Below are 22,517 nucleotides of genomic sequence, written 5' to 3'. Positions count from 1 at the left end.
TTCAGCCCTTACCGGATTTTATGACCACGCTTAAAGGTTGTTACCAAATATAGACGGCACCCTAAATGGCTCCAACTACCAACCGACCTTCGGTTACTATCACCTGACCAACGGTCATCTTACCCTTCCTCCGAAGAAAATTACCGATCCTCCGAAAATGCCCAGCTTGTTTTCTCTTTTGCTTATTATTGTAATGATGAGCACCTTATTATCTTATCGTCCATTATTGATGGTCGGGTTTTGCGTAGTATTGAATACGCTCTGCGCCCAAAGCCCCAGCTATTACCGCTACACGACGGCGGATGGCTTGCCGACCAACTATGTCTATGGCGTAGTGGAGGATAAGGACGGTTACATCTGGGCCTACACCGAAAATGGCCTGGCCAAATTTAATGGCTACACCTTCCAGCATTATACCACTGCGGATGGCTTGCCCGGCAATGACATCGCCTGGGCACTGCGGGCACCCGACGATAAAATCTGGCTCTACGCTTATAAAAACCGGCCAGCTTACCTGCTGAATGACAGTATTCACATTGTGGATGATGCACCAGCGGCACTCATCACCTTACTACCTAGCGGCACCCCCTCCTATTCATCTGAGAGCCTTTTGCGCACTTACGACAAACACTGGAAAACTTTACTGAATCCCTATTCCTTCACCACAAAAGAACTTACACGGTTTGGACAAGAGTGGCGAGCAAAACAATCCTATCCCAACACCCCCTTTCATCGGGAATCCGTCCAAGGTTTTCACACGGCCACCAAGGATAGCATCACCACTTGGGAAGTAGGCCGTCATGAAATCCGTAAATATCCACGCACCACCTCCGATTGTTTCTATCTAGTCAATGATAGCCTGCTTTGGCAAGAAGAGCAGCAGTGGTTTGGGGTGCCTAATATCAAGATCGATAGTATTCTACAAACCTTAAAGTATGCTTCCTTTCCGGCACAACCCTCCAAGTGGATTTTCACAATGCCTAGTCCTCTTGGCAGATACTTATTCTTAAATACCAGCAATGGGCAATCCCGGCAGCTTTCTTTTACTGATTATGGATTACAACCAAAGTATTACACCAATTTCAGCATCAGCGATGCTACCGTTTGGCTGGAATCAGATGCGGGTAGTGTCCAATTGGATCATTCCGGCCAGTTGCTAAGGCAACTAGTCTGGACCAGTAAAGAACAAGCCTGGGTTCCCTTGCGCACCTACACTGACGGGGAAGGCAATATCTGGCAAGGCACCCGCAACGGAGGGCTACTTATGATTCCTTTTGCCTATCAGGGGGTGCGCAAGCGCAACTTGCCCACATCCGGCAACCAGTACCTGAAACGCTTGATGAGAACGCCGGATGACCGGATAATTGGCATCACCGAAAACGGCCAAATTTATGATATTGCTGTGGATACCGTCAGGAGTATTTACCAACCAGCATCGGGAAAACATTTCCGAACGGCCATCTGGCTGGAGGAGGAATTGTGTCTTTCTTTATCCGACGAATTACTGCTGCTAGACATAACTGCTAATTTCGCCAGAGCTCAATCATCTTTAAGTACTATTTTTAGAAGCTGTTCCTGGGCTAAGGTACAGTCACCGAGCTTTGTAATGAAGTCATCTTTTCTGACATTCAACTTTACGTCAGCCGTCTATCTTGCTGAGAAAAAACAACTATTCAGTATCCCTGGCTACAATGTGATTTTCCGCTGGGATTTGGCCCCGGTAGATGGGGAACCATGCCAGATTACCGCACTTGCCGACAAGGCGAGCTTGCTTTACCTCCACCCGCAAACGGGTACGATTTACGGTGGAGATATTGATGGGCTCTCCATTATTGAAAACGATAAACTAGTCCCCTTTCTGCCCCACGAAGCCGAACTCAAAAACATCTCGGCACTTTTCGGTACCCCCGGCATGCTGTGGATTGGTACGGAAAGCAATGGCTTGTTCTGTTACGATTTCGACACCCAAAAACTAAAAAAAATCATTTCAAACAACCACATCCGCGCTATCCGACCCGATGGCAGGCGGGGGGTGGTACTAGCTACCAACAATGGTATTTTTACGGTTCCGACGCAGCAGCGAGAAAACTACCAGCAGTTTACCCACTTAGACGGTTTGCCCACTTTGGAGATTGATGATGTTTTGGCCTTGGGCGATAGTGTGCTGTTGGTGGCCTCCAATGAAGGCCTACACGAGCTCCAGCGTCGTACGCACCAGCTCCCTGCGCCAGCAAAAAATGCTTTTCAATTAAAAGCCATTACCGCCAATGGGTCTCCCGTTTCAGCGGAAGCGTTGACGAAGTTGCCTTATACGACCAACCAACTGGATTTTGCTTTCCTGCTCCGCTCCTATGCCAGCAAAGGCCACATCCACTACCAGACCCGCCTCGAACCCTTGGAAGCTGATTGGCAAGAAAGTCCAGAACGCTCTCGGCGTTATAGCGGCCTCCGGCCCGGGGAATACCAATTCCACGTCGCAGCCATTGACATTTATGGCCGGAGATTTGAACTTCCTCCCACATTGATCTACATCCGCTCCGCCCTCTGGCAGCGTTTATGGTTTCAGGCCTTGCTTCTGGTCAGCCTCTTGGCTTTGGTGATGGGTTTAGGGCTAAGACGCTTGCAAGTAGCTAAACGACAATTAGCCAATGAGCAGGCCCTCAATCGAAGATTGGCCGTCATGGAGCTGGAAGCACTGAAAGCGCAGATGAACCCTCATTTTATTTTCAATGCGCTAGGGTCTATTCAGTATTTTATCCAAACCCAGGAAGTAGATCTGGCCGACGACTACCTGACGCGCTTTGCCAGCTTGATGCGGCAATACCTGGATAGCTCGCGGGAGACCCTGCTTCCGCTCGAACAGGAGATAGCCTTACTCACCAACTATACCGACCTGGAGCAGATGCGCTTCGAAGAGCTGTTCCGAGTAGCTATCAAGGTTCCCGGTGAACTACTAAAAAGTGGCCTACAAGTCCCTACCATGATCATCCAGCCTTTTGTAGAAAATGCCATCAACCACGGTCTGAGCGAAAGACGTGATGGGCAGGGTTATTTAAGCATTCACTTTAGTCAAATTGACCAAGATACCCTCTGCTGCACCATCACCGACAACGGCATCGGCAGGAAACGGGCAGGACAACGCACGCGCACTGGGCACCACAGCAGAGGGATGCAGATTGTACAAGATAAAATTGACACCCTGGCAGCAGCCGACCTGGTAAAGGTGAACTACACCATTACGGAGGCCGAGCCTGAGCAAGAAGAATATCCAGGTACCCAGGTGACCATTTATTTCAAATTTTTAGAGGATGGAAACAATTAAAGCCCTATTAGTCGACGACGAGCCTAAATTGCTAAAAGTGCTCCAAATGAAACTGGAACGCTACTGCCCAAATGTAAGCGTAATAGCAACTGCGGGAGATATTAGCCAAGCAAAAGCGGCTTTGGAAAAATACCCACCAGATTTGTTATTCCTCGATATTGCAATGCCTGGTGGCAATGGTTTTGAGTTGCTTCAGCAAATAAAAACGATCAATTTTGAAATTATTTTCGTTACCGGATTCAACGACTACGCGCTGGATGCGCTCAAGATCAGTGCTGTCGACTACCTCCTCAAGCCGGTCAACACCCAAGACCTCATCAAAGCCGTTCACAAAGCAACTGTTCGTATTGAGAATCGGCAAAAAGTTCAGCTTTACGACAACCTGCGACACAACCTCAATCATCTCGGCGATCAGGAAACCCAGATTGCTGTTCCAGGCACCCAATCCTACGATTTTGTGCCCGTAAAGGATATCGTACGCTGCGAAGGCTGGCAAAAATACACCAAGATTTACCTGACCAATGGCAGTTGTATCATCAGCTCTTACAACATTGGCGTTTTCGTAGATTTGCTCAAGACCTACGGCTTCTACACCGTCCACAAGTCTCATTTCATCAACATTCAGCTGATCAGCAAGTACCAGAGCGATGGCACTTTGGTGATGCGTGATGGGTCGCAGGTTCCGGTAGCACGCCGCAAGCGGGATGCATTTGTGCAGGATGTAATCAAAAATCACTAACACTCCTACCCTGCACCCAAGGATAAGCCTTCCGAAACCCCTTGCGCCAAGTAGGATCTGAATGCCCCTCCCCTGCTTCTATATCAAACCTGATATTGTCTTTTGACATTCCCCCGGCCAATAGGAGGTCGTATATTTTTTGTGCATTGACGCGTTGATCGCCGCCTTCCTGCTCCCCGACATTGAGATAAATACGGTGGTCATTGAGGTCCGAAACGTTATGATGTAGCGTAAATACCTGTTCATTAACCCAAAAAGAGGGCGAGAAAACGATTGCATTCCCAAAGATATCCGGGTAAGTCGTGAGTGCGTAATAGGCCATTAGTCCTCCGAGGGAGGCACCACCAATGGTCGTTGTCTCGGGGGAGGGCAGCGTGCGATAGTTTCTATCTACCCAATCCTTCAGGTCGCTAGCTATCCATTCCGCGTGTTGGTCGCCGGTGACCGAGGTCTCTTCCGGAAGATGAGGGGAGAGAAAAGGCTTATATTCCGTCAGCCGATCATCTGAATTATCGATGCCTACAACGATTGCGACCGGCCCTCCTGCGGCGGCAATACTATCCATTACTTCATCTACCTGCCACTCCATACCTTCTTTTATTTTTTCACTAAACAAAGAAGCCCCATCCATGAAGTAGATCACCGGATAACGCACACTGTCCATTGCATAATTTGGAGGCAGATAAATCCAGAGGGTTCTTTTGGTTCCCAAATAATCGATGAGGATAGTATCTTTCAATGTTTGTACATTGGGAGAAGCCGTATCCTTGAGCGACGCGATATAGTCTTGGTGTTTCCTGGCTTCATAAGCTACCTGTATTCGAGCAACTATCTGGAATAGTAGCGCTAAAGCGAGGAAAAAGAAAAACGTTTTTATTGTAAAATATCGGCTCATAGATAAGGCCTTGTATTAGTTTGTTCAGAAAGATACAACTTAGTAACAAGTCAAAACGGAAACTTAACACTTCCTTCCACGGAGACAAAGGTACCGCATTGAGCAAGACATAATTAAACTGCTCCAAACTGCTTTCGTACAACTGCAAACGCCCTTTGAAGGCGCACCGCTCATCCGTTTGTAGCGTTGGATAAATTTCGCAAAATTCCCCAACAAGCTCTAAATCTTGCAGTCGAATGCGAACAAATTCAGCAAAAACACATCGAAGCTCAGGATGAAAGTTTCACTTGCAGCAAAACTTATCGCCATAGAACAACTCTAGTTGGTGGCCCTTATCCCACATAACTTTTTAGAAGCGGATTCTTCGTTGTGTGTATTGAGTTTATTCATCATAGAGGTTAAAATAATGGCTAAGCCTTTACGGCCTAGCCATCGTATAAAAAACTATCACATGATACAATTGATGATTAAGGCTGTGCCTTATAAAAGGGGGATTCTATAAGTAGACACAATCCTTTCATCATCTTTTCATCTTAATTATCATCAATAGTCATAGTGTTTTAATCCACTACAATCATCTTCTTAGTTGCAGTGAACTCACCGGCAGTTACCGTGTAAGTCAATACACCCGTTGCACCTTGGATCATCTCCTTGGTCACATTGATTGTATTGTAACCAGCGGCGTAATCACCACGTACTACATTCAGTACGCGACCACTAGCGTCGCTGATCGTTACCGAGACGGATGTCAATCCGTCTCTACCCGCATCCGCTGGCAGGCCTGCCTGCCGGTCAGGCAGGCTGAAACCGATTAAGGTTTCTACCGCGAATGGGTTTGGCGTGTTCTGGAACAGTTCAAAACCTGCAGCAATAACTTCTCCGCTGTTAAACACCACCCCTAAACCAAGCACCTGTTCTCCCCTCTCAGGGGAGATGTCCGCGAGGACAGAGGGGTAGGCCTCCGCAGCCGTGTAACGGCTAGAAATACTCAGGGCTTCGCGCAGGGGCCGGTCTTCACTTGCTCGTAGTACCAGACTGAACAGGACATCGGTTGTGGTACCGCCGCCGTCGTGGTTCCAGCTCATGGTGATGGAGCCTTCCGCAACATAACGCAGGCCGAAGTTTTCGGCTTGTGCCTGTCCGTATTCGATGTCCACCAGTTCTACACCGTTCAGTTGCAGCGTACCCTGGTAGCCTTCGATCTGCTTGAGGTTCTCCGCTGTCACGGCTACGGTGTAGGTATTGCCCGCTTTCAGGTCGATGTCTTCTGCCCTCAGGTGGAACGTACCGTTCAACGTACGATCATCGCCCGCCAAGGCATTGGCTTGCGCTGATCCGTTCACATCACCGATCTTCACACCCACGAAGTCCGCATCAAGTACGTCACCCGCCAGGTTGTTCTCATTGATCAACTCGGGGAAGACTTCCTCCCAAGGATTAGTTGGTGTAGGGAAACTGTAGGCTGCATCCACAAAGCGCCAGCTCGTGTTGTTAGCAAACTGCGTATCAATGTTCAAGATCAACTTACGCAACTGGATCATATCCAGCGTCGTGATCGTGTTTGAACGGTTGATGTCCGCTGCGATCCGCTTGTAAGGGCTATCCAATGGCTGTACGCCAAGGATGTGCTTGCTCATCAGTACCAGGTCAAAGGTAGACACACCATTCAGTGGGTTGGCGTTCAGGTAAGGAGTAACCGTATAGTCACCTCCTAAAGCCAGGTTGCTGAAGTTGTACGTACCGTCGGCATTGGTTACCATCATGGCAGACATACCGCCGTTGATGCTCACCTCTACACCTTCTACTGTCTCGTTGCTTTCCGTAGCAATCACACCTGACAGGGTGCCTGTTCCAGCGCCACAGTCAACGTGCTGCTGTACCAGTACATAAGTCTCACAGTAGTCGTAGTTGCCATCTTCGTCGAAAGCGTATACGTAGACAACCGTTGTAGGATCATCTTGATCGGTCAATACCAATCCAGTATCATCTGGGCTTGGTACGAAGTTAGGATCAGCTTCTACGTCAGCTGCACGGTAGATAGCGTACTTCGTCACGCGAGGTAGACCACCGAACAGTTCTGGTCCTTGACCAGTACAGTCACTGATTGGTGAACCTTCGAAGTCAGAAGCCCAGATAGCCATTGCACAACCACCTTCTTCCTGAGGCATCAGGGTCACGGTCAAGCCGTTGATACATACTGGTGCTGGTCCTTTGCAGTCGATCACATCGAACACGATGGTCTCGCTGGTCTGGTTACCACAACCGTCCTCAAACAATACGCGTACTGCGTGGTAGACATTGTCTCCCATCGCGTTGGTAATGATTGGGAAGGTACCTGCGAATACGTAAGTGCCGTCACCGTTGTCGGTGATCAAGGATAGTACGTTCTGATCAGCTACGAATTCGTTCGACTTGATGTCGCCGTCGCCGTTAGCGTCTACGGCGAAAGCATCAAGCTCAGCAGATACGATGCTTACCACCAGGTTACCTGCTCCGTCAAACAATTCACACTCGTCAGATACACTGAACGGAATGCTTACTGCTTCTTCACAGTTACCATCATCATCACCAAACTGGCCAGGAAGCAGGTTAGGGCAGTTAGCCGTTGGGCCACCGTACTCTCCCACTGCTACCACTGGTGCGGTAGAGTCGTACACTTTCACAAATTGCGTGTAGATGTAGCGACCGTAGTTGCGACGACCAAACTGGTCAGCAGGAATACAACCAGGAGTGTTGCCTGGGATGTTGTCATAGATCACATCAGCGATGTCAGAATCTCCGTCACGGTCATTGTGGCGGCGATCGATCACTACGCTGTACTGGATGCCTTGCTGAGCATCAGCTACACCATCACAGTTGTTGTCTACTGGGCCAAAGCCACTCACCACCCGTACTACTGGGCGCTCGTTGCCTTCTACCGCACGGTCTACAGGAAGTGCCTCACCGTCGTCTTCGGTCATGCGAGGAAGAACAAGTCCTTCGTACTCACCATCCCAAACACACCAGTTGATTACATCGTAAGTGATCGAGAACTTGTAGCACTCATCACCCGTAGCAGAGAAGATCACTGGCTCACCAATGTTTACGCTCAATACATCACAACCTACAGTGGTCGTAATGATCGTTGGTACATCAGGATCACCACAATCAGCGTCAGCATCTTCTGGGAAGTCGATCGTGAAGTCGTGTACTTCCGTGATCGTGATCAGCTGGCTACAGCTGTTCGTCGAACGGTATACTTCGTTGATGTCGATAGCTCCGTTGCCGTTAGCATCGCCCTCTGGGCGCAATTGCCAAGCTTCGAAACGACGCGTGATGGTTCCCCAACCACAATCGTTAACCTGCAAGTTTGGCGTACGCTCTACGATGGTATCCACCGCACAGTTGTCTGTACCGGTAGCACCGCCGAAGATCGCGCTCATCATGGTAGAAGTAGCAGCAAAGTCTTCGTCGTAAGCCGTAGCAATATCACCAGGGAAAGCCAATGGCAGATCAGAACAAGTCAAGGTGACTGGTGCTGGTGCGTAGCAGAATGGGTTCAATTTATCTTCTGGAGTAACAACCTGCCAGCAAATGTTGGTGTTGCCAGCTTCGTCGGTTACCCGTAGTTCGATAGTGATTTCGTTGTCGATATCACAGCAGTAGAAGTCTACAAAGTCGCCCCATGGGCTCCAGCGGCTGGCACTTGCATCACAAGTGTTGTTGCGCCAGTAGTTACGACGTACTTCCAAGGTTACTTCACCACAGTTGTCGTTAGAACCTTCGTCAACATCCGCAGCGAAGAGGCGCGCGATACCTTCGATACCGTTGGCTACATCACCACCACCGATGGATACGTTGATGTCGTCGTTACAAGAAGCTGTTGGCTCGATGTCGTCGGTAACCACTACCGTGTATTCTTCACAAGTTTCGTTACCACAAGCATCTTCGGCACAGATGATCAGGATGTGCTCACCAATTGGTGCTGATACTACATCTCCGTCACACAAGTCACCACCAGCGAAGAATGATTCGCCGAAAGCCAATACCGTGTAAGTCGTGCCAGCTACGCTTGAACATCCGTTGCCGTCAGTAAGGGTAGGACATGGAATCGCTACGTTCGCCAAACAGCTGAATGGTGACGTAGATACGTTGATTACGTTAGGAATACCAGAAATAACTGGACCAGTAGCATCAAATACTTTGATCAATTGGTTCAAGGTACCAGATCCACCTGGGTTACACCAGTCGATGATGTTCCACTCACGACGGAGCTTGTAAGTACCTTCACAAACAGTGATACGTGGCTCATCAGAGTAAGATGCACCGATGTTACAGTAAGTCTGATCAAGGTCGTAGAAACCAAATGCCGTACGAATCCAAGGGTAGCCAGATGCAGATGGATGAGGGTTGCCATTCGCATCAACAGCGAAGTTCTCATCACACTCCAAAGGAGCTACAAATGGTGGGAATACCAAGTCGCCAATCGTTGGCTTACGGAAGGTAATCGTCTGTGTACATGCTACTACGCGAGGAGCACCAACACAGGCACCGTCGTAACGGTCTGAGACCGTGAAGGTACGCGTCAGCGTTACATCACCACAATCACCAGCAGAGCTTACTGCATCAGAAAGGGTTACTTTCACCGGACCACAGTTGTCGCCAACTACAGGGAAACCAGTCAAACCTACTTTCGCGATGAAAGCGTTCAACGCTGCAGTGCTACCTCCGAAGAAGGTGTTACGTGTAGCAGTGAAGTCCAATACACCAGCTGCACTAGCAATCCATGACTGAGGCGTCTGGAAGCGGATGAAGTCGATATCCTCACATACCAAATCACGGGTATCGGTAATATTTACAGGGGTAAATTCTGGACCAGAAACACCCGTGTTGTTATCAGAATAGATGCTTACCGTCCAGTTACCAAACTGCGTCGTCAACCAATTGGTCAATACCAAGGTATAGGTCGTGTTAGGCAACAAAGGCAGGCTCAAACGTAGTGCTGGATCGAAAACATTTCCACCAGGTACGAAAGCATCGTCAGAGGAACCGATGAGGTTCTCACATGGTGCTGTAGGATCGAAACCACCCTGGAAAAGGAACATGCTTCCATCTCCCCAAGCAGATTCCATCAGGATCGTGTATACGTCAACAGGAATAGCAAAGTCTGGCGTAGTGAAAGTTACTACGTCATAGTTGTGCACACCGTCAGCCAGGAAGCCCTGGTTCAAACAGCTGTAGTTGTTGAAGTTCAAGGTTGCATCGCCAGCATTGAGGTTACCGCTTGCTTGGTGAGCAGCGTAGTCCTGCGTTACGGTGCTTGTGTTCGCTGGGCAAGTAACTACTGGATTGGTTTTGTCTTCGGCGAAGATGTTGCCCCAGCAGGTGTAAACCAGTTCGCCTTCTACATAAATTTCTACCATGTACGTGTGCTCACCACAACCAGTGATCACATTAGAGTTACCGCCATCTACCGTCACAATCACTTCATCGGCACAGGCATAATTTCCAGTGATTACCATTGGTGCTACAATGGTAGCTGTGCATTGAGCTCCCAGGGTTACGTTGACATCAGCAATACAGCCTACTTCAATAGGATCGTCACAATCACAGGGAATGATAAAGCTATCCGGATTATTGTCTTCGTAAATATCTTCACTAGGAGCATTATCAATGCTCATGGACATTTGGTTATTGAAGTTCGCACCCAGATTGTTGAAGATAGCTTGCTGGATCGCGCTGTCATTGATCAAGACCTGAATATTTCCTCCATTACAACCTTCTGGCAGTTCAAAGGAAAAAAGAGGAATCGGTGTACCATTGACTACATTGTTCAGTATCGGTGAATTCTGTAGCACTACCTGGTAAACGTCGTTTCCTTGCAGGTCGGCTTCATCAAATCCCAGCATATCGTAAGTCGCAGGATCCACCAGCTGTGCTCCCCACAGTCCGGTAATATCCACAAATGAGCCCACCGCAGGGGCTGGACTTATCGAAGGATTGGTCACCGTACCTTCCGGTAAAAGAAATGTAAAGACTGCCGTAGAGATCGTCACGTCAGTAGAGGAAAAATCAGGGTAAGCCAAAGCGGTGATCACCTGTGGTTCTCCCGCACTTTGTTGAAACCCGTAGGTGATTCCTTGCCCATGTATCGAGCCGGTAAAAACCAAGCTCAACAGGAGCAGTAAAAAAAGTAATGGTCGTTTCATTTTCGTCTTTTTATACATGAGATTAAATTATCAATTATCGATTTTTACCAGTTTCGCTTTGAGTAGTAAGTCTTCAGCTTTACTGGTCAGGAGGTAACTCCCCGCAGGAAGTTGTGATAGATCTAGCTCCAGGGTGTTTATTCCGGGAATAAAATGAGTCTTTTGCCGAAGTACCTCGCGTTGTCTTACATCATAGAGAATGAGTTCTCCCTCAGCACTAATATTAGACGTAATTACTACGGTCGTAGAAGTTGTTGCAGGGTTTGGCTGTACCCTGAGCTTAGGTGCTATCGCTTGGTATTCGTTCGTCGACACAAGCAGCAAGGGACAAGCTATTTGAGCACTGAAAGGATCTTTTTCGTCGTAAATATCTACCGCCGGTTCATCCGCAATGCTTACAGACATTTGATTGTTAAAATTAGCGCCCAGGTTTTGCAGCACTACCCCTCTGATCAAACCATCGTTGGTCAGCACCTCAATATTTCCCTCGTAGCAGTCGTCAACCAGGGTAAAGGAAAACAGAGGAATTCCTTCCCCCTCAACGATGTTATTGAACTCCGGAGAGCTTCTTAATACGACCTGGTAAACATCATTACCTTGTAAGGCTTGCCCGTTCAGCCCAACGCTGTTAAACACCTGCGGAGTGAGCTTTTGAGCTGACCAGCTGCCATTATGATCCACAAAAGCTCCAGCAGCAGGAACCACCTCGATGGAAGGGGTAATCGCTACTTCAGACGGTATTGAAAAGGAAAAAACTGCCGTCACCATGGTCACATTGTCCGAGGAAAAATTCGGGATAGCTACCGCCGTGATACGCAATGGGTTTTCCGTATCCTGTACAAAACCATAACGAATCGACTGTGCGAAAAGCCCCGTAACCAGTCCTTGAGAAAGGCACAGCAACAAAAACAAAAGATATTTTTGCTTTAAGTATTTCATGTCATTTATCATAAAATGGGGAACCCGACTAAAGTCAGCTTCCCCTTATTAGTAAATCAAATTATTGTGGTAATTGCTCAGGTATTACGAAAGTCTGCAGTCGAATAAAGTTGCGGGGATGACCATCAACATTATTGAAAATCGGATCTACATCATTGTTCTGCCCAGCGAAAATCGTCTCACCACTCAGGTTAACATCGCCAAGATTGTAGCCTGGCAAAATGAAAGTTTGAAGGCGCAAGAAGTTAGCAGTGGCCTGATCAATCTCGTTGAAAATCGGATCTTTATCGTTGGCCTGACCAGCATAAATAACCGAGCGATTGGCATTGGTGTTGCCCGCCCATAAGGCGTACTGACCATTGACCGTAATCTGCTCCAAGCCATCAAATGCAGGGGTGTTTTCCCACAATTCAGTAGCGAGGTTAACAAAATCAACTACCGTTGCCGTGGGCGACATTGCAATCGGATCAGCACTCATCGTTCCCAGGTGGTTGCGGTGCCGTACCGCTACGTAGTAGCTGCCCAGAGAAGATTGGGTGAAACACAGCGGGCTAACGCCGTCTACCTCCACAATATCTCCATCCCGCTGCACTAACCCGGAGCGAGTATCAACTACTTCCGTAGGATCTACTGCGCTTCTGAGCTCAACAAAAACCCAATCAACAATTGAATTAGCGCCGTAATCAGCAAATACTACCCCAGGGTTACTAATCGTTTCTCCGCCACCATTCACATGGGTGAAACCAAGCGCAGTGTAAGGCTCCGTAGTAGGAATCACACCGTCCTGTCTCAAATCATCACGCATCAGGTTGTCAGGAGAACCAAGAAGAGCACCTTGTAACATTACGCGTGGCAATAGCTTAACCAATGGTTCTGGTATCAAGATCGTCACCGTCGGGTCGTCCTCGAAGTTATCGTTGTCATCAGACAAATCTGTTACTGGATCACCGTTGGGGTCGGTACCCGTAGCCAAAGCCTGGTTCGTAACACCACCGGCATCTATATCCGCTTGAGTAATCACGTAGCTCGCGGTGAACGTCGTGTTGTCACTCGCACCTACCGCCAAGGTTGCCAGTGGGCCACCCATGACTGTGACCAGTGGGTCAGTGACCGTGACGTTGGTCAGGGTTACGTTGCCCGTATTCGTCACCGTGAACGCGTAGGTGATCGTCTCCCCTACTTGCGCAAAACCATCACCACTCTCATCCTGGAACGTGCCGCTCTTGATGATTGCAATCGCTGGGTTGATCGGCAGCGGCGTCACCGTTGGATCGTCCTCGAAATTGTCATTGTCATCAGACACATCCGTGGTAGGATTGCCGTTCGGGTCCGTACCCGTAGCCGTGGCCTGGTTCGTAACACCACCGGCATCTATGTCCGCCTGTGTTATCACATAAGAAGCTGTGAACGTCGTAGCGTCACTCGCACCTACCGCCAAGGTTGCCAATGGGCCACCCACCACTGTGACCAGTGGGTCCGTGACTGTGACGTTGGTCAGGGTTACGTTGCCCGTGTTCGTCACCGTGAACGCGTAGGTGATCGTCTCACCTACTTGCGCAAGGCCGTCGCCACTCTCATCCTGGAATGTGCCGCTCTTGATGATTGCAATTGAAGGGTTGATCGGCAGCGGGGTCACCGTTGGATCGTCCTCGAAATTATCATTGTCATCGGAGATGTCCGTGGTAGGATTACCGTCAGGGTCGGTACCCGTAGCCGTAGCCTGGTTCGTAACACCACCGGCATCTATGTCTGCTTGGGTTATCACATAAGAAGCGGTGAACGTCGTGTTATCACTCGCGCCTACCGCTAAGGTTGCCAGTGGGCCACCCATGACTGTGACCAGTGGGTCGGTTACCGTGATGTTGGTCAGGGTTACGTTGCCCGTATTCGTCACCGTGAACGCGTAGGTGATCGTCTCCCCTACTTGTGCAAAACCGTCGCCACTCTCATCCTGGAATGTGCCGCTCTTGATGATCGCAATCGCTGGGTTCTGGGGGAGAGACGTCACGGTCGGATCATCTTCCAAGTTGTCATTGTCATCTGACACATCCGTGGTAGGATTACCGTCAGGGTCCGTACCCGTAGCCGTAGCCTGGTTCGTAACACTACCAGCATCTATGTCCGCTTGGGTAATCACATAAGAAGCTGTGAACGTCGTGTTATCACTCGCACCTACCGCTAAGCTCGCCAGTGGGCCACCCATCACGGTTACCAGTGGGTCAGTGACCGTGACGTTGGTCAAGGTCACGTTGCCCGTGTTCGTCACGGTGAACGCATAGGTGATCGTCTCGCCTACTTGTGCGAAGCCATCACCACTCTCATCCTGGAACGTGCCGCTCTTGATGATTGCTATTGATGGGCTCTGAGGGAGAGACGTCACGGTCGGATCATCTTCCAAGTTGTCATTGTCGTCAGACACATCCGTGGTAGGATTGCCGTTCGGGTCCGTACCCGTGGCCGTAGCCTGGTTCGTAACACTACCGGCATCTATGTCCGCCTGTGTTATCACATAAGAAGCTGTGAACGTCGTGTTATCACTCGCACCTACCGCTAAGCTCGCCAATGGGCCACCCATCACGGTTACCAGTGGGTCAGTGACCGTGACGTTGGTCAGGGTCACGTTGCCCGTGTTCGTCACCGTGAACGCGTAGGTAATCGTCTCCCCTACTTGCGCAAAACCATCACCACTCTCATCCTGGAATGTGCCGCTCTTGATGATTGCAATTGAAGGGTTGATCGGCAGCGGGGTAACCGTTGGATCGTCCTCGAAGTTATCATCGTCATCAGACACATCCGTGGTAGGATTACCGTCAGGGTCCGTACCTGTAGCCGTAGCTTGGTTCGTAACACCGCCGGCATCTATGTCCGCCTGTGTTATCACATAAGAAGCGGTGAACGTCGTGTTATCACTCGCACCTACCGCTAAGCTCGCCAGTGGGCCACCCATCACGGTTACCAGTGGGTCGGTTACCGTGATGTTGGTCAAGGTGACGTTGCCCGTGTTCGTCACCGTGAACGCGTAGGTGATCGTCTCGCCTACTTGTGCGAAGCCATCACCACTCTCATCCTGGAACGTACCGCTCTTGATGATCGCAATTGCTGGGTTCTGAGGGAGAGACGTCACGGTCGGATCATCTTCCAAGTTGTCATTGTCATCAGACACATCCGTGGTAGGATTGCCGTTCGGGTCCGTACCCGTGGCCGTAGCCTGGTTCGTAACACTACCAGCATCTATGTCCGCTTGAGTAATCACATAAGAAGCGGTGAACGTCGTGTTATCGCTCGCACCTACCGCTAAGCTCGCCAGTGGGCCACCCATCACGGTGACCAGTGGGTCGGTGACCGTGACGTTGGTCAAAGTGACATTGCCCGTATTCGTCACGGTGAACGCATAGGTGATCGTCTCGCCTACTTGTGCAAAGCCATCACCACTCTCATCCTGGAACGTACCGCTCTTGATGATTGCTATTGAAGGGTTGATCGGCAACGGAGTAACCGTTGGATCGTCTTCGAAATTATCATTGTCATCGGAAATGTCCGTGACTGGATCGCCTAATGGATCCGTACCCGTAGCCGTGGCCTGGTTCGTAACACCGCCGGCATCTATGTCTGCTTGCGTCAATACGTAGCTCGCAGTAAACGTCGTGTTGTCAACAGCACCTGCTCCCAAGCTCGCTAAAGGACCACCCATCACTGTGACCAGTGGGTCCGTGACCGTAACGTTGGTCAAGGTGACGTTGCCCGTGTTCGTCACCGTGAACGCGTAAGTGATCGTCTCGCCTACCTGTGCGAAGCCATCACCGCTCTCATCCTGGAACATACCGCTCTTGATGATTGCAATACTTGGATCCTGAAGCAATGTCACTGTAGGATCGTCTTCAAAAGGACTATTATCGTCCGAAAGGTCAGTTACCGGATTACCATTCGGATCCGTACCCGTAGCCAACGCCTGGTTCGTAACACCGCCGGCATCTATGTCCGCTTGCATAATCACGTAGCTCGCAGTAAACGTCGTAGCGTCACTCGCACCTACCGCTAGAGTTGCCAGTGGCCCACCCATCACCATGACCAGTGGGTCCGTAACCGTAACATTGGTCAAGGTTACGTTGCCCGTATTGATTACCGTGAACGTATAGGTGATGGTCTCTCCTACTTGTGGGACGCCGTCACCACTCTCGTCTTCGAATACTCCACTCTTAATAATCGCTATTTCAGGATTCTGAGGGAGAGAAGTTACCGTTGGATCGTCCTCGAAATTATCGTTGTCATCAGACACATCCGTCGTAGGATTGCCGTTCGGATCTGTACCTGTAGCCGTAGCCTGGTTCGTAACACCGCCGGCATCTATGTCTGCTTGCATCAATACGTAGCTCGCGGTGAACGTCGTTGCGTCACTTGCGCCAACTGCTAGAGTTGCCAGTGGGCCGCCACTCACTGTGACCAGTGGGTCCGTGACCGTGACGTTGGTCAGGGTTACGTTGCCCGTGTTCGTCACCGTGAACGCATAGGTTATCGTCTCGCCTACTTGCGCGAAACCGTCGCCACTCTCATCCTGGAACGTACCGCTCTTGATGATTGCTATCGCTGGGTTGATCGGCAGCGGGGTAACCGTTGGATCGTCCTCGAAATTATCGTTGTCATCTGAGATGTCCGTGGTAGGATTACCGTCAGGGTCCGTACCTGTAGCCGTAGCCTGGTTCGTAACACCGCCGGCATCTATGTCCGCTTGGGTCAATACGTAGCTCGCGGTGAATGTCGTTGCGTCACTTGCGCCAACTGCTAGAGTTGCCAGTGGGCCACCCATCACGGTTACCAGCGGGTCCGTGACCGTGACGTTGGTCAGGGTGACGTTGCCCGTGTTCGTCACCGTGAACGCATAGGTGATCGTCTCGCCTACTTGCGCAAAGCCATCGCCACTCTCATCCTGGAACGTGCCGCTCTTGATGATCGCGATCGAAGGATTGATCGGCAGCGGCGTAACCGTGGGATCGTCTTCGAAATTATCATTGTCATCAGACACATCCGTCGTAGGATCGCCGTTAGGGTCCGTACCCGTAGCCAAAGCCTGGTTCGTAACACCTCCAGCATCAATGTCCGCTTGTGTAATCACGTAGCTCGCAGTGAACGTCGTGTTGTCGCTCGCGCCAACTGCTAAGGTTGGAATTGGCCCGCCACTCACTGTTACCAGTGGGTCGGTTACCGTAACATTTGTCAACGTTACGTTGCCCGTATTGGTCACCGTGAACGCGTAGGTAATCGTCTCACCTACTTGTGCAAAACCGTCGCCACTCTCATCCTGGAACGTACCGCTCTTGATGATTGCAATTGAAGGGTTGATCGGCAGCGGGGTAACCGTTGGATCGTCCTCGAAGTTATCATCGTCATCAGACACATCCGTGGTAGGATTGCCATTCGGGTCGGTACCTGTAGCCGTAGCCTGGTTCGTAACACCGCCGGCATCTATGTCTGCTTGGGTCAATACGTAGCTCGCGGTGAATGTCGTTGCGTCACTTGCGCCAACAGCCAAGGTTGCCAATGGACCACCACTCACTGTGACCAGTGGGTCCGTGACCGTGACGTTGGTCAGGGTTACGTTGCCCGTGTTCGTCACCGTGAACGCGTAGGTGATCGTCTCTCCAACTTGCGCGAAACCGTCGCCACTCTCATCCTGGAACGTACCGCTCTTGATGATTGCTATCGCTGGGTTGATCGGCAGCGGCGTCACCGTTGGATCGTCTTCGAAATTATCGTTGTCATCAGACACATCCGTCGTAGGATTGCCGTTCGGGTCCGTACCTGTAGCCGTAGCCTGGTTCGTAACACCACCTGCATCTATGTCTGCTTGCGTCAATACGTAACTCGCGGTGAACGTCGTTGCGTCACTTGCGCCAACTGCTAGAGTTGCCAGTGGGCCGCCACTCACTGTGACCAGTGGGTCAGTGACCGTGACGTTGGTCAAGGTGACGTTGCCCGTGTTCGTCACTGTGAACGCGTAGGTGATCGTCTCACCTACTTGCGCAAAACCGTCGCCATTCGTATCCTGGAATGTGCCGCTCTTGATGATTGCTATTGAAGGGTTGATCGGCAGCGGGGTAACCGTTGGATCGTCCTCGAAATTATCGTTGTCATCGGAGATGTCCGTGACCGGATTGCCATTCGGATCCGTACCTGTAGCCGTAGCCTGGTTCGTAACACCGCCGGCATCTATGTCTGCTTGCGTCAATACGTAGCTCGCGGTGAACGTCGTTGCGTCACTTGCGCCAACTGCCAAGGTTGCCAATGGACCGCCACTCACTGTGACCAGCGGGTCCGTGACCGTGACGTTGGTCAGGGTTACGTTGCCCGTATTCGTCACCGTGAACGCGTAGGTGATCGTCTCACCTACTTGGGCAAAGCCATCGCCATTCGTATCCTGGAACGTACCGCTCTTGATGATTGCTATTGAAGGGTTGATCGGCAGCGGGGTAACCGTTGGATCGTCTTCGAAATTATCGTTGTCATCAGACACATCCGTCGTAGGATTGCCGTTCGGATCCGTACCTGTAGCCGTAGCCTGGTTCGTAACACCGCCGACATCTATGTCTGCTTGCGTCAATACGTAGCTCGCGGTGAACGTCGTTGCGTCACTTGCGCCAACTGCCAAGGTTGCCAATGGACCGCCACTCACTGTGACCAGTGGGTCCGTGACCGTGACGTTGGTCAGGGTTACGTTGCCCGTATTCGTCACCGTGAACGCGTAGGTGATCGTCTCACCTACTTGCGCAAAGCCGTCGCCACTCTCATCCTGGAACGTACCACTCTTGATGATTGCTATCGCTGGGTTGATCGGCAGCGGCGTCACCGTTGGATCGTCTTCGAAATTATCGTTGTCATCGGAGATGTCCGTGACCGGATTGCCATTCGGGTCCGTACCTGTAGCCGTAGCCTGGTTCGTAACACCGCCGGCATCTATGTCTGCTTGCGTCAATACGTAGCTCGCGGTGAACGTCGTTGCGTCACTTGCGCCAACTGCTAGAGTCGCCAGTGGGCCGCCACTCACTGTGACCAGCGGATCCGTAACCGTGACGTTGGTCAGGGTGACGTTGCCCGTATTCGTCACCGTAAATGCGTAGGTGATCGTCTCACCTACTTGCGCAAAGCCGTCGCCATTCGTATCCTGGAATGTGCCGCTCTTGATGATTGCAATCGCTGGGTTGATCGGCAGCGGGGTAACCGTTGGATCGTCTTCGAAATTATCGTTGTCATCGGAGATGTCCGTGACCGGATTGCCGTTCGGGTCCGTACCTGTAGCCGTAGCCTGGTTCGTAACACCGCCGGCATCTATGTCTGCTTGCGTCAATACGTAGCTCGCGGTGAACGTCGTTGCGTCACTCGCGCCAACTGCTAGAGTTGCCAACGGGCCGCCACTCACCGTTACCAGTGGATCAGTGACCGTGACGTTGGTTAAGGTGACGTTGCCCGTATTCGTCACCGTGAACGCGTAGGTGATCGTCTCGCCTACTTGCGCGAAACCGTCGCCACTCTCATCCTGGAACGTGCCGCTCTTGATGATTGCTATTGAAGGGTTGATCGGCAGCGGGGTAACCGTTGGATCGTCTTCGAAATTATCGTTGTCATCGGAGATATCCGTGACCGGATTGCCGTTCGGGTCCGTACCTGTAGCCGTAGCCTGGTTCGTAACACCACCGGCATCTATGTCTGCTTGGGTCAATACGTAGCTCGCGGTGAACGTCATTGCGTCACTTGCGCCAACTGCTAGAGTCGCCAGTGGGCCGCCACTCACTGTGACCAGCGGATCCGTGACCGTGACGTTGGTCAAGGTTACGTTGCCCGTGTTCGTCACCGTGAACGCGTAGGTAATTGTCTCGCCTACTTGCGCAAAGCCGTCGCCATTCGTATCCTGGAACGTGCCGCTCTTGATGATTGCAATCGCTGGGTTGATCGGAAGCGGGGTAACCGTTGGATCGTCCTCGAAATTATCGTTGTCATCGGAGATGTCCGTGACCGGATTGCCATTCGGATCTGTACCTGTAGCCGTAGCCTGGTTCGTAACACCGCCGGCATCTATGTCTGCTTGCGTCAATACGTAGCTCGCGGTGAACGTCGTTGCGTCACTCGCGCCAACTGCTAGAGTTGCCAACGGGCCGCCACTAACAGTGACCAGCGGGTCCGTGACCGTGACGTTGGTCAAGGTGACGTTGCCCGTGTTCGTCACTGTGAACGCGTAGGTGATCGTCTCACCTACTTGCGCGAAACCGTCGCCATTCGTATCCTGGAACGTACCGCTCTTGATGATTGCTATCGCTGGGTTGATCGGCAGCGGGGTAACCGTTGGATCGTCCTCGAAATTATCGTTGTCATCTGAGATGTCCGTGGTAGGATTACCGTCAGGGTCCGTACCTGTAGCCGTAGCCTGGTTCGTAACACCGCCGGCATCTATGTCCGCTTGGGTCAATACGTAGCTCGCGGTGAATGTCGTTGCGTCACTTGCGCCAACTGCTAGAGTTGCCAGTGGGCCACCCATCACGGTTACCAGCGGGTCCGTGACCGTGACGTTGGTCAGGGTGACGTTGCCCGTGTTCGTCACCGTGAACGCATAGGTGATCGTCTCACCTACTTGGGCAAAGCCATCGCCATTCGTATCCTGGAACGTACCGCTCTTGATGATTGCTATTGAAGGGTTGATCGGCAGCGGCGTCACCGTTGGATCGTCTTCGAAATTATCGTTGTCATCGGAGATGTCCGTGACCGGATTGCCATTCGGGTCCGTACCTGTAGCCGTAGCCTGGTTCGTAACACCGCCGGCATCTATGTCTGCTTGCGTCAATACGTAGCTCGCGGTGAACGTCGTTGCGTCACTCGCGCCAACTGCCAAGGTTGCCAATGGGCCGCCACTCACTGTGACCAGTGGGTCCGTGACCGTGACGTTGGTCAGGGTGACGTTGCCCGTGTTCGTCACTGTGAACGCGTAGGTGATTGTCTCGCCAACTTGCGCGAAACCGTCGCCATTCGTATCCTGGAATGTGCCGCTCTTGATGATTGCTATTGAAGGGTTGATCGGCAGCGGGGTAACCGTTGGATCGTCCTCGAAATTATCGTTGTCATCGGAGATGTCCGTGACCGGATTGCCATTCGGGTCTGTACCTGTAGCCGTAGCCTGGTTCGTAACACCGCCGGCATCTATGTCTGCTTGCGTCAATACGTAGCTCGCGGTGAACGTCGTTGCGTCACTTGCGCCAACAGCCAAGGTTGCCAGTGGGCCGCCACTCACTGTGACCAGTGGGTCCGTGACCGTGACGTTGGTCAGGGTGACGTTGCCCGTGTTCGTCACCGTGAACGCGTAGGTGATCGTCTCGCCTACTTGCGCAAAACCGTCGCCACTCTCATCCTGGAATGTGCCGCTCTTGATGATTGCTATTGAAGGGTTGATGGGTAAAGGAGTTACTGTTGGCTCGTCTTCTAATGGACTGTTATCATCCGAAAGGTCCGTGACCGGATCGCCGTTGGGGTCTGTACCCGTAGCCGTAGCCTGGTTCGTAACACCACCAGCATCAATATCTGCTTGGGTCAATACATAACTCGCGGTGAACGTCGTTGCATCACTCGCGCCTATGGCCAAGCTCGCCAGTGGGCCACCCATCACCGTTACCAGTGGATCCGTGACCGTCACATTGGTTAGCAGTGAATTACCTGTGTTGGTTACTGTAAAGGCATAGGTGATTGTCTCCCCTACTTGGGCAAAGCCATCACCACTCTCATCCTGGAACGTGCCGCTCTTGATGATCGCGATCTCTGCGGTTAATAGCATACAAGGTAAAGAGAAAGAAGCAGGATTATTTCCTGCATAAATATCCATAGAAGGTGCGTCATCTACACTAATCGACATTTGGTTATTGAAATTCGCACCAAAAACTGCAAAAACCCCTTGTTGAATAGAACCATCATTGGTGAGCACTTCTACGTTGCCGCTCATACAGTCATTCGGTAATCTAAAAGAGAAAAGCTCAATTGGAGCTCCCGAAGTTGCGTTAGGAGATGGTGAGTTTTGCAAAACAACCTGATATACATCATAGCCGCCGAAGCCATTCGTTGTTCCCGCAAACATATCGTAAAGATCCTCCGTTAACAGCTGTGCAGTCCAGGAACCTGTAATATTGATAAAAGGTCCTGAACCAGGTAAAGGAGGAATAGCCGGATCGGTAACAGTACCCTCTGGCAAAATAAAGCTGAAAACAGCTGTAGAAATGGTTACGTTATTCGAAGTGAAATTCGGATAAGCAACCGCGGTAATATCCAAAGGATCATTCGGATCCTGGATAAAACCATAGGTAACTTCATTCTGCCCCCAAAGGGAGGAAAAGGAAAGTAACCAAAGAAATACAATACTGATCGCACTGTAATGAAACTTCATGGTTTGTAATTTTAATCAAGTGA

6 protein-coding genes are annotated in these 22,517 nt (G+C 50.9%); 2 read left to right on the top strand and 4 right to left on the bottom strand.

The genetic code is table 11. From position 1 onward, the window contains the following. Window positions 1-37 precede the first annotated feature (37 nt). On the top strand, window positions 38-3,322 hold the full coding sequence (locus AB0L18_RS12170) for a histidine kinase (protein ID WP_367392864.1): 3,285 nt from the start codon (window positions 38-40) through the stop codon (window positions 3,320-3,322). Then, on the top strand, window positions 3,309-4,061 hold the full coding sequence (locus AB0L18_RS12165; RefSeq protein ID WP_367392863.1) for a LytR/AlgR family response regulator transcription factor: 753 nt from the start codon (window positions 3,309-3,311) through the stop codon (window positions 4,059-4,061). The genes AB0L18_RS12170 and AB0L18_RS12165 overlap by 14 nt, the downstream gene beginning before the upstream one ends. Here AB0L18_RS12165 and AB0L18_RS12160 read toward each other — a convergent pair. The 4 genes from AB0L18_RS12160 to AB0L18_RS12145 form a co-directional block, all read right to left on the bottom strand. Further along, entirely contained in the window at window positions 4,048-4,956 is a 909-nt protein-coding gene (locus AB0L18_RS12160; RefSeq protein WP_367392862.1) for an alpha/beta hydrolase, read from the bottom strand. The two genes, AB0L18_RS12165 and AB0L18_RS12160, sit on opposite strands and share 14 nt — an antisense overlap. Window positions 4,957-5,516: 560 nt before the next feature. Further along, entirely contained in the window at window positions 5,517-11,144 is a 5,628-nt protein-coding gene (locus AB0L18_RS12155; protein WP_367392861.1) for a hypothetical protein, read from the bottom strand. A gap of 30 nt (window positions 11,145-11,174) precedes the next feature. Then, window positions 11,175-12,083: a T9SS type A sorting domain-containing protein gene (locus tag AB0L18_RS12150; RefSeq protein ID WP_367390401.1), complete on the bottom strand. Its 909-nt coding sequence runs from the start codon at window positions 12,081-12,083 to the stop codon at window positions 11,175-11,177. 61 nt (window positions 12,084-12,144) lie between these two features. Next, on the bottom strand, window positions 12,145-22,494 hold the full coding sequence (locus AB0L18_RS12145; RefSeq protein ID WP_367392860.1) for a hypothetical protein: 10,350 nt from the start codon (window positions 22,492-22,494) through the stop codon (window positions 12,145-12,147). Between the last annotated feature and the right edge of the window lie 23 nt (window positions 22,495-22,517).

The sequence above is a fragment of the Lewinella sp. LCG006 genome (genome assembly GCF_040784935.1).
In the GTDB taxonomy this organism is placed as follows: Bacteria; Bacteroidota; Bacteroidia; order Chitinophagales; family Saprospiraceae; genus Lewinella.
This window is presented reverse-complemented; position numbering and strand designations above follow the sequence as displayed.

What these genes read in the sequence shown, in the direction of transcription:
- AB0L18_RS12165 (WP_367392863.1), top strand. Translation starts at nt 3,309, where the DNA reads ATGGAAACAATTAAAGCCCTATTAGTCGACGACGAGCCTAAATTGCTA.
- AB0L18_RS12160 (WP_367392862.1), bottom strand. Translation starts at nt 4,956, where the DNA reads ATGAGCCGATATTTTACAATAAAAACGTTTTTCTTTTTCCTCGCTTTA.
- AB0L18_RS12155 (WP_367392861.1), bottom strand. Translation starts at nt 11,144, where the DNA reads ATGAAACGACCATTACTTTTTTTACTGCTCCTGTTGAGCTTGGTTTTT.
- AB0L18_RS12150 (WP_367390401.1), bottom strand. Translation starts at nt 12,083, where the DNA reads ATGAAATACTTAAAGCAAAAATATCTTTTGTTTTTGTTGCTGTGCCTT.
- AB0L18_RS12145 (WP_367392860.1), bottom strand. Translation starts at nt 22,494, where the DNA reads ATGAAGTTTCATTACAGTGCGATCAGTATTGTATTTCTTTGGTTACTT.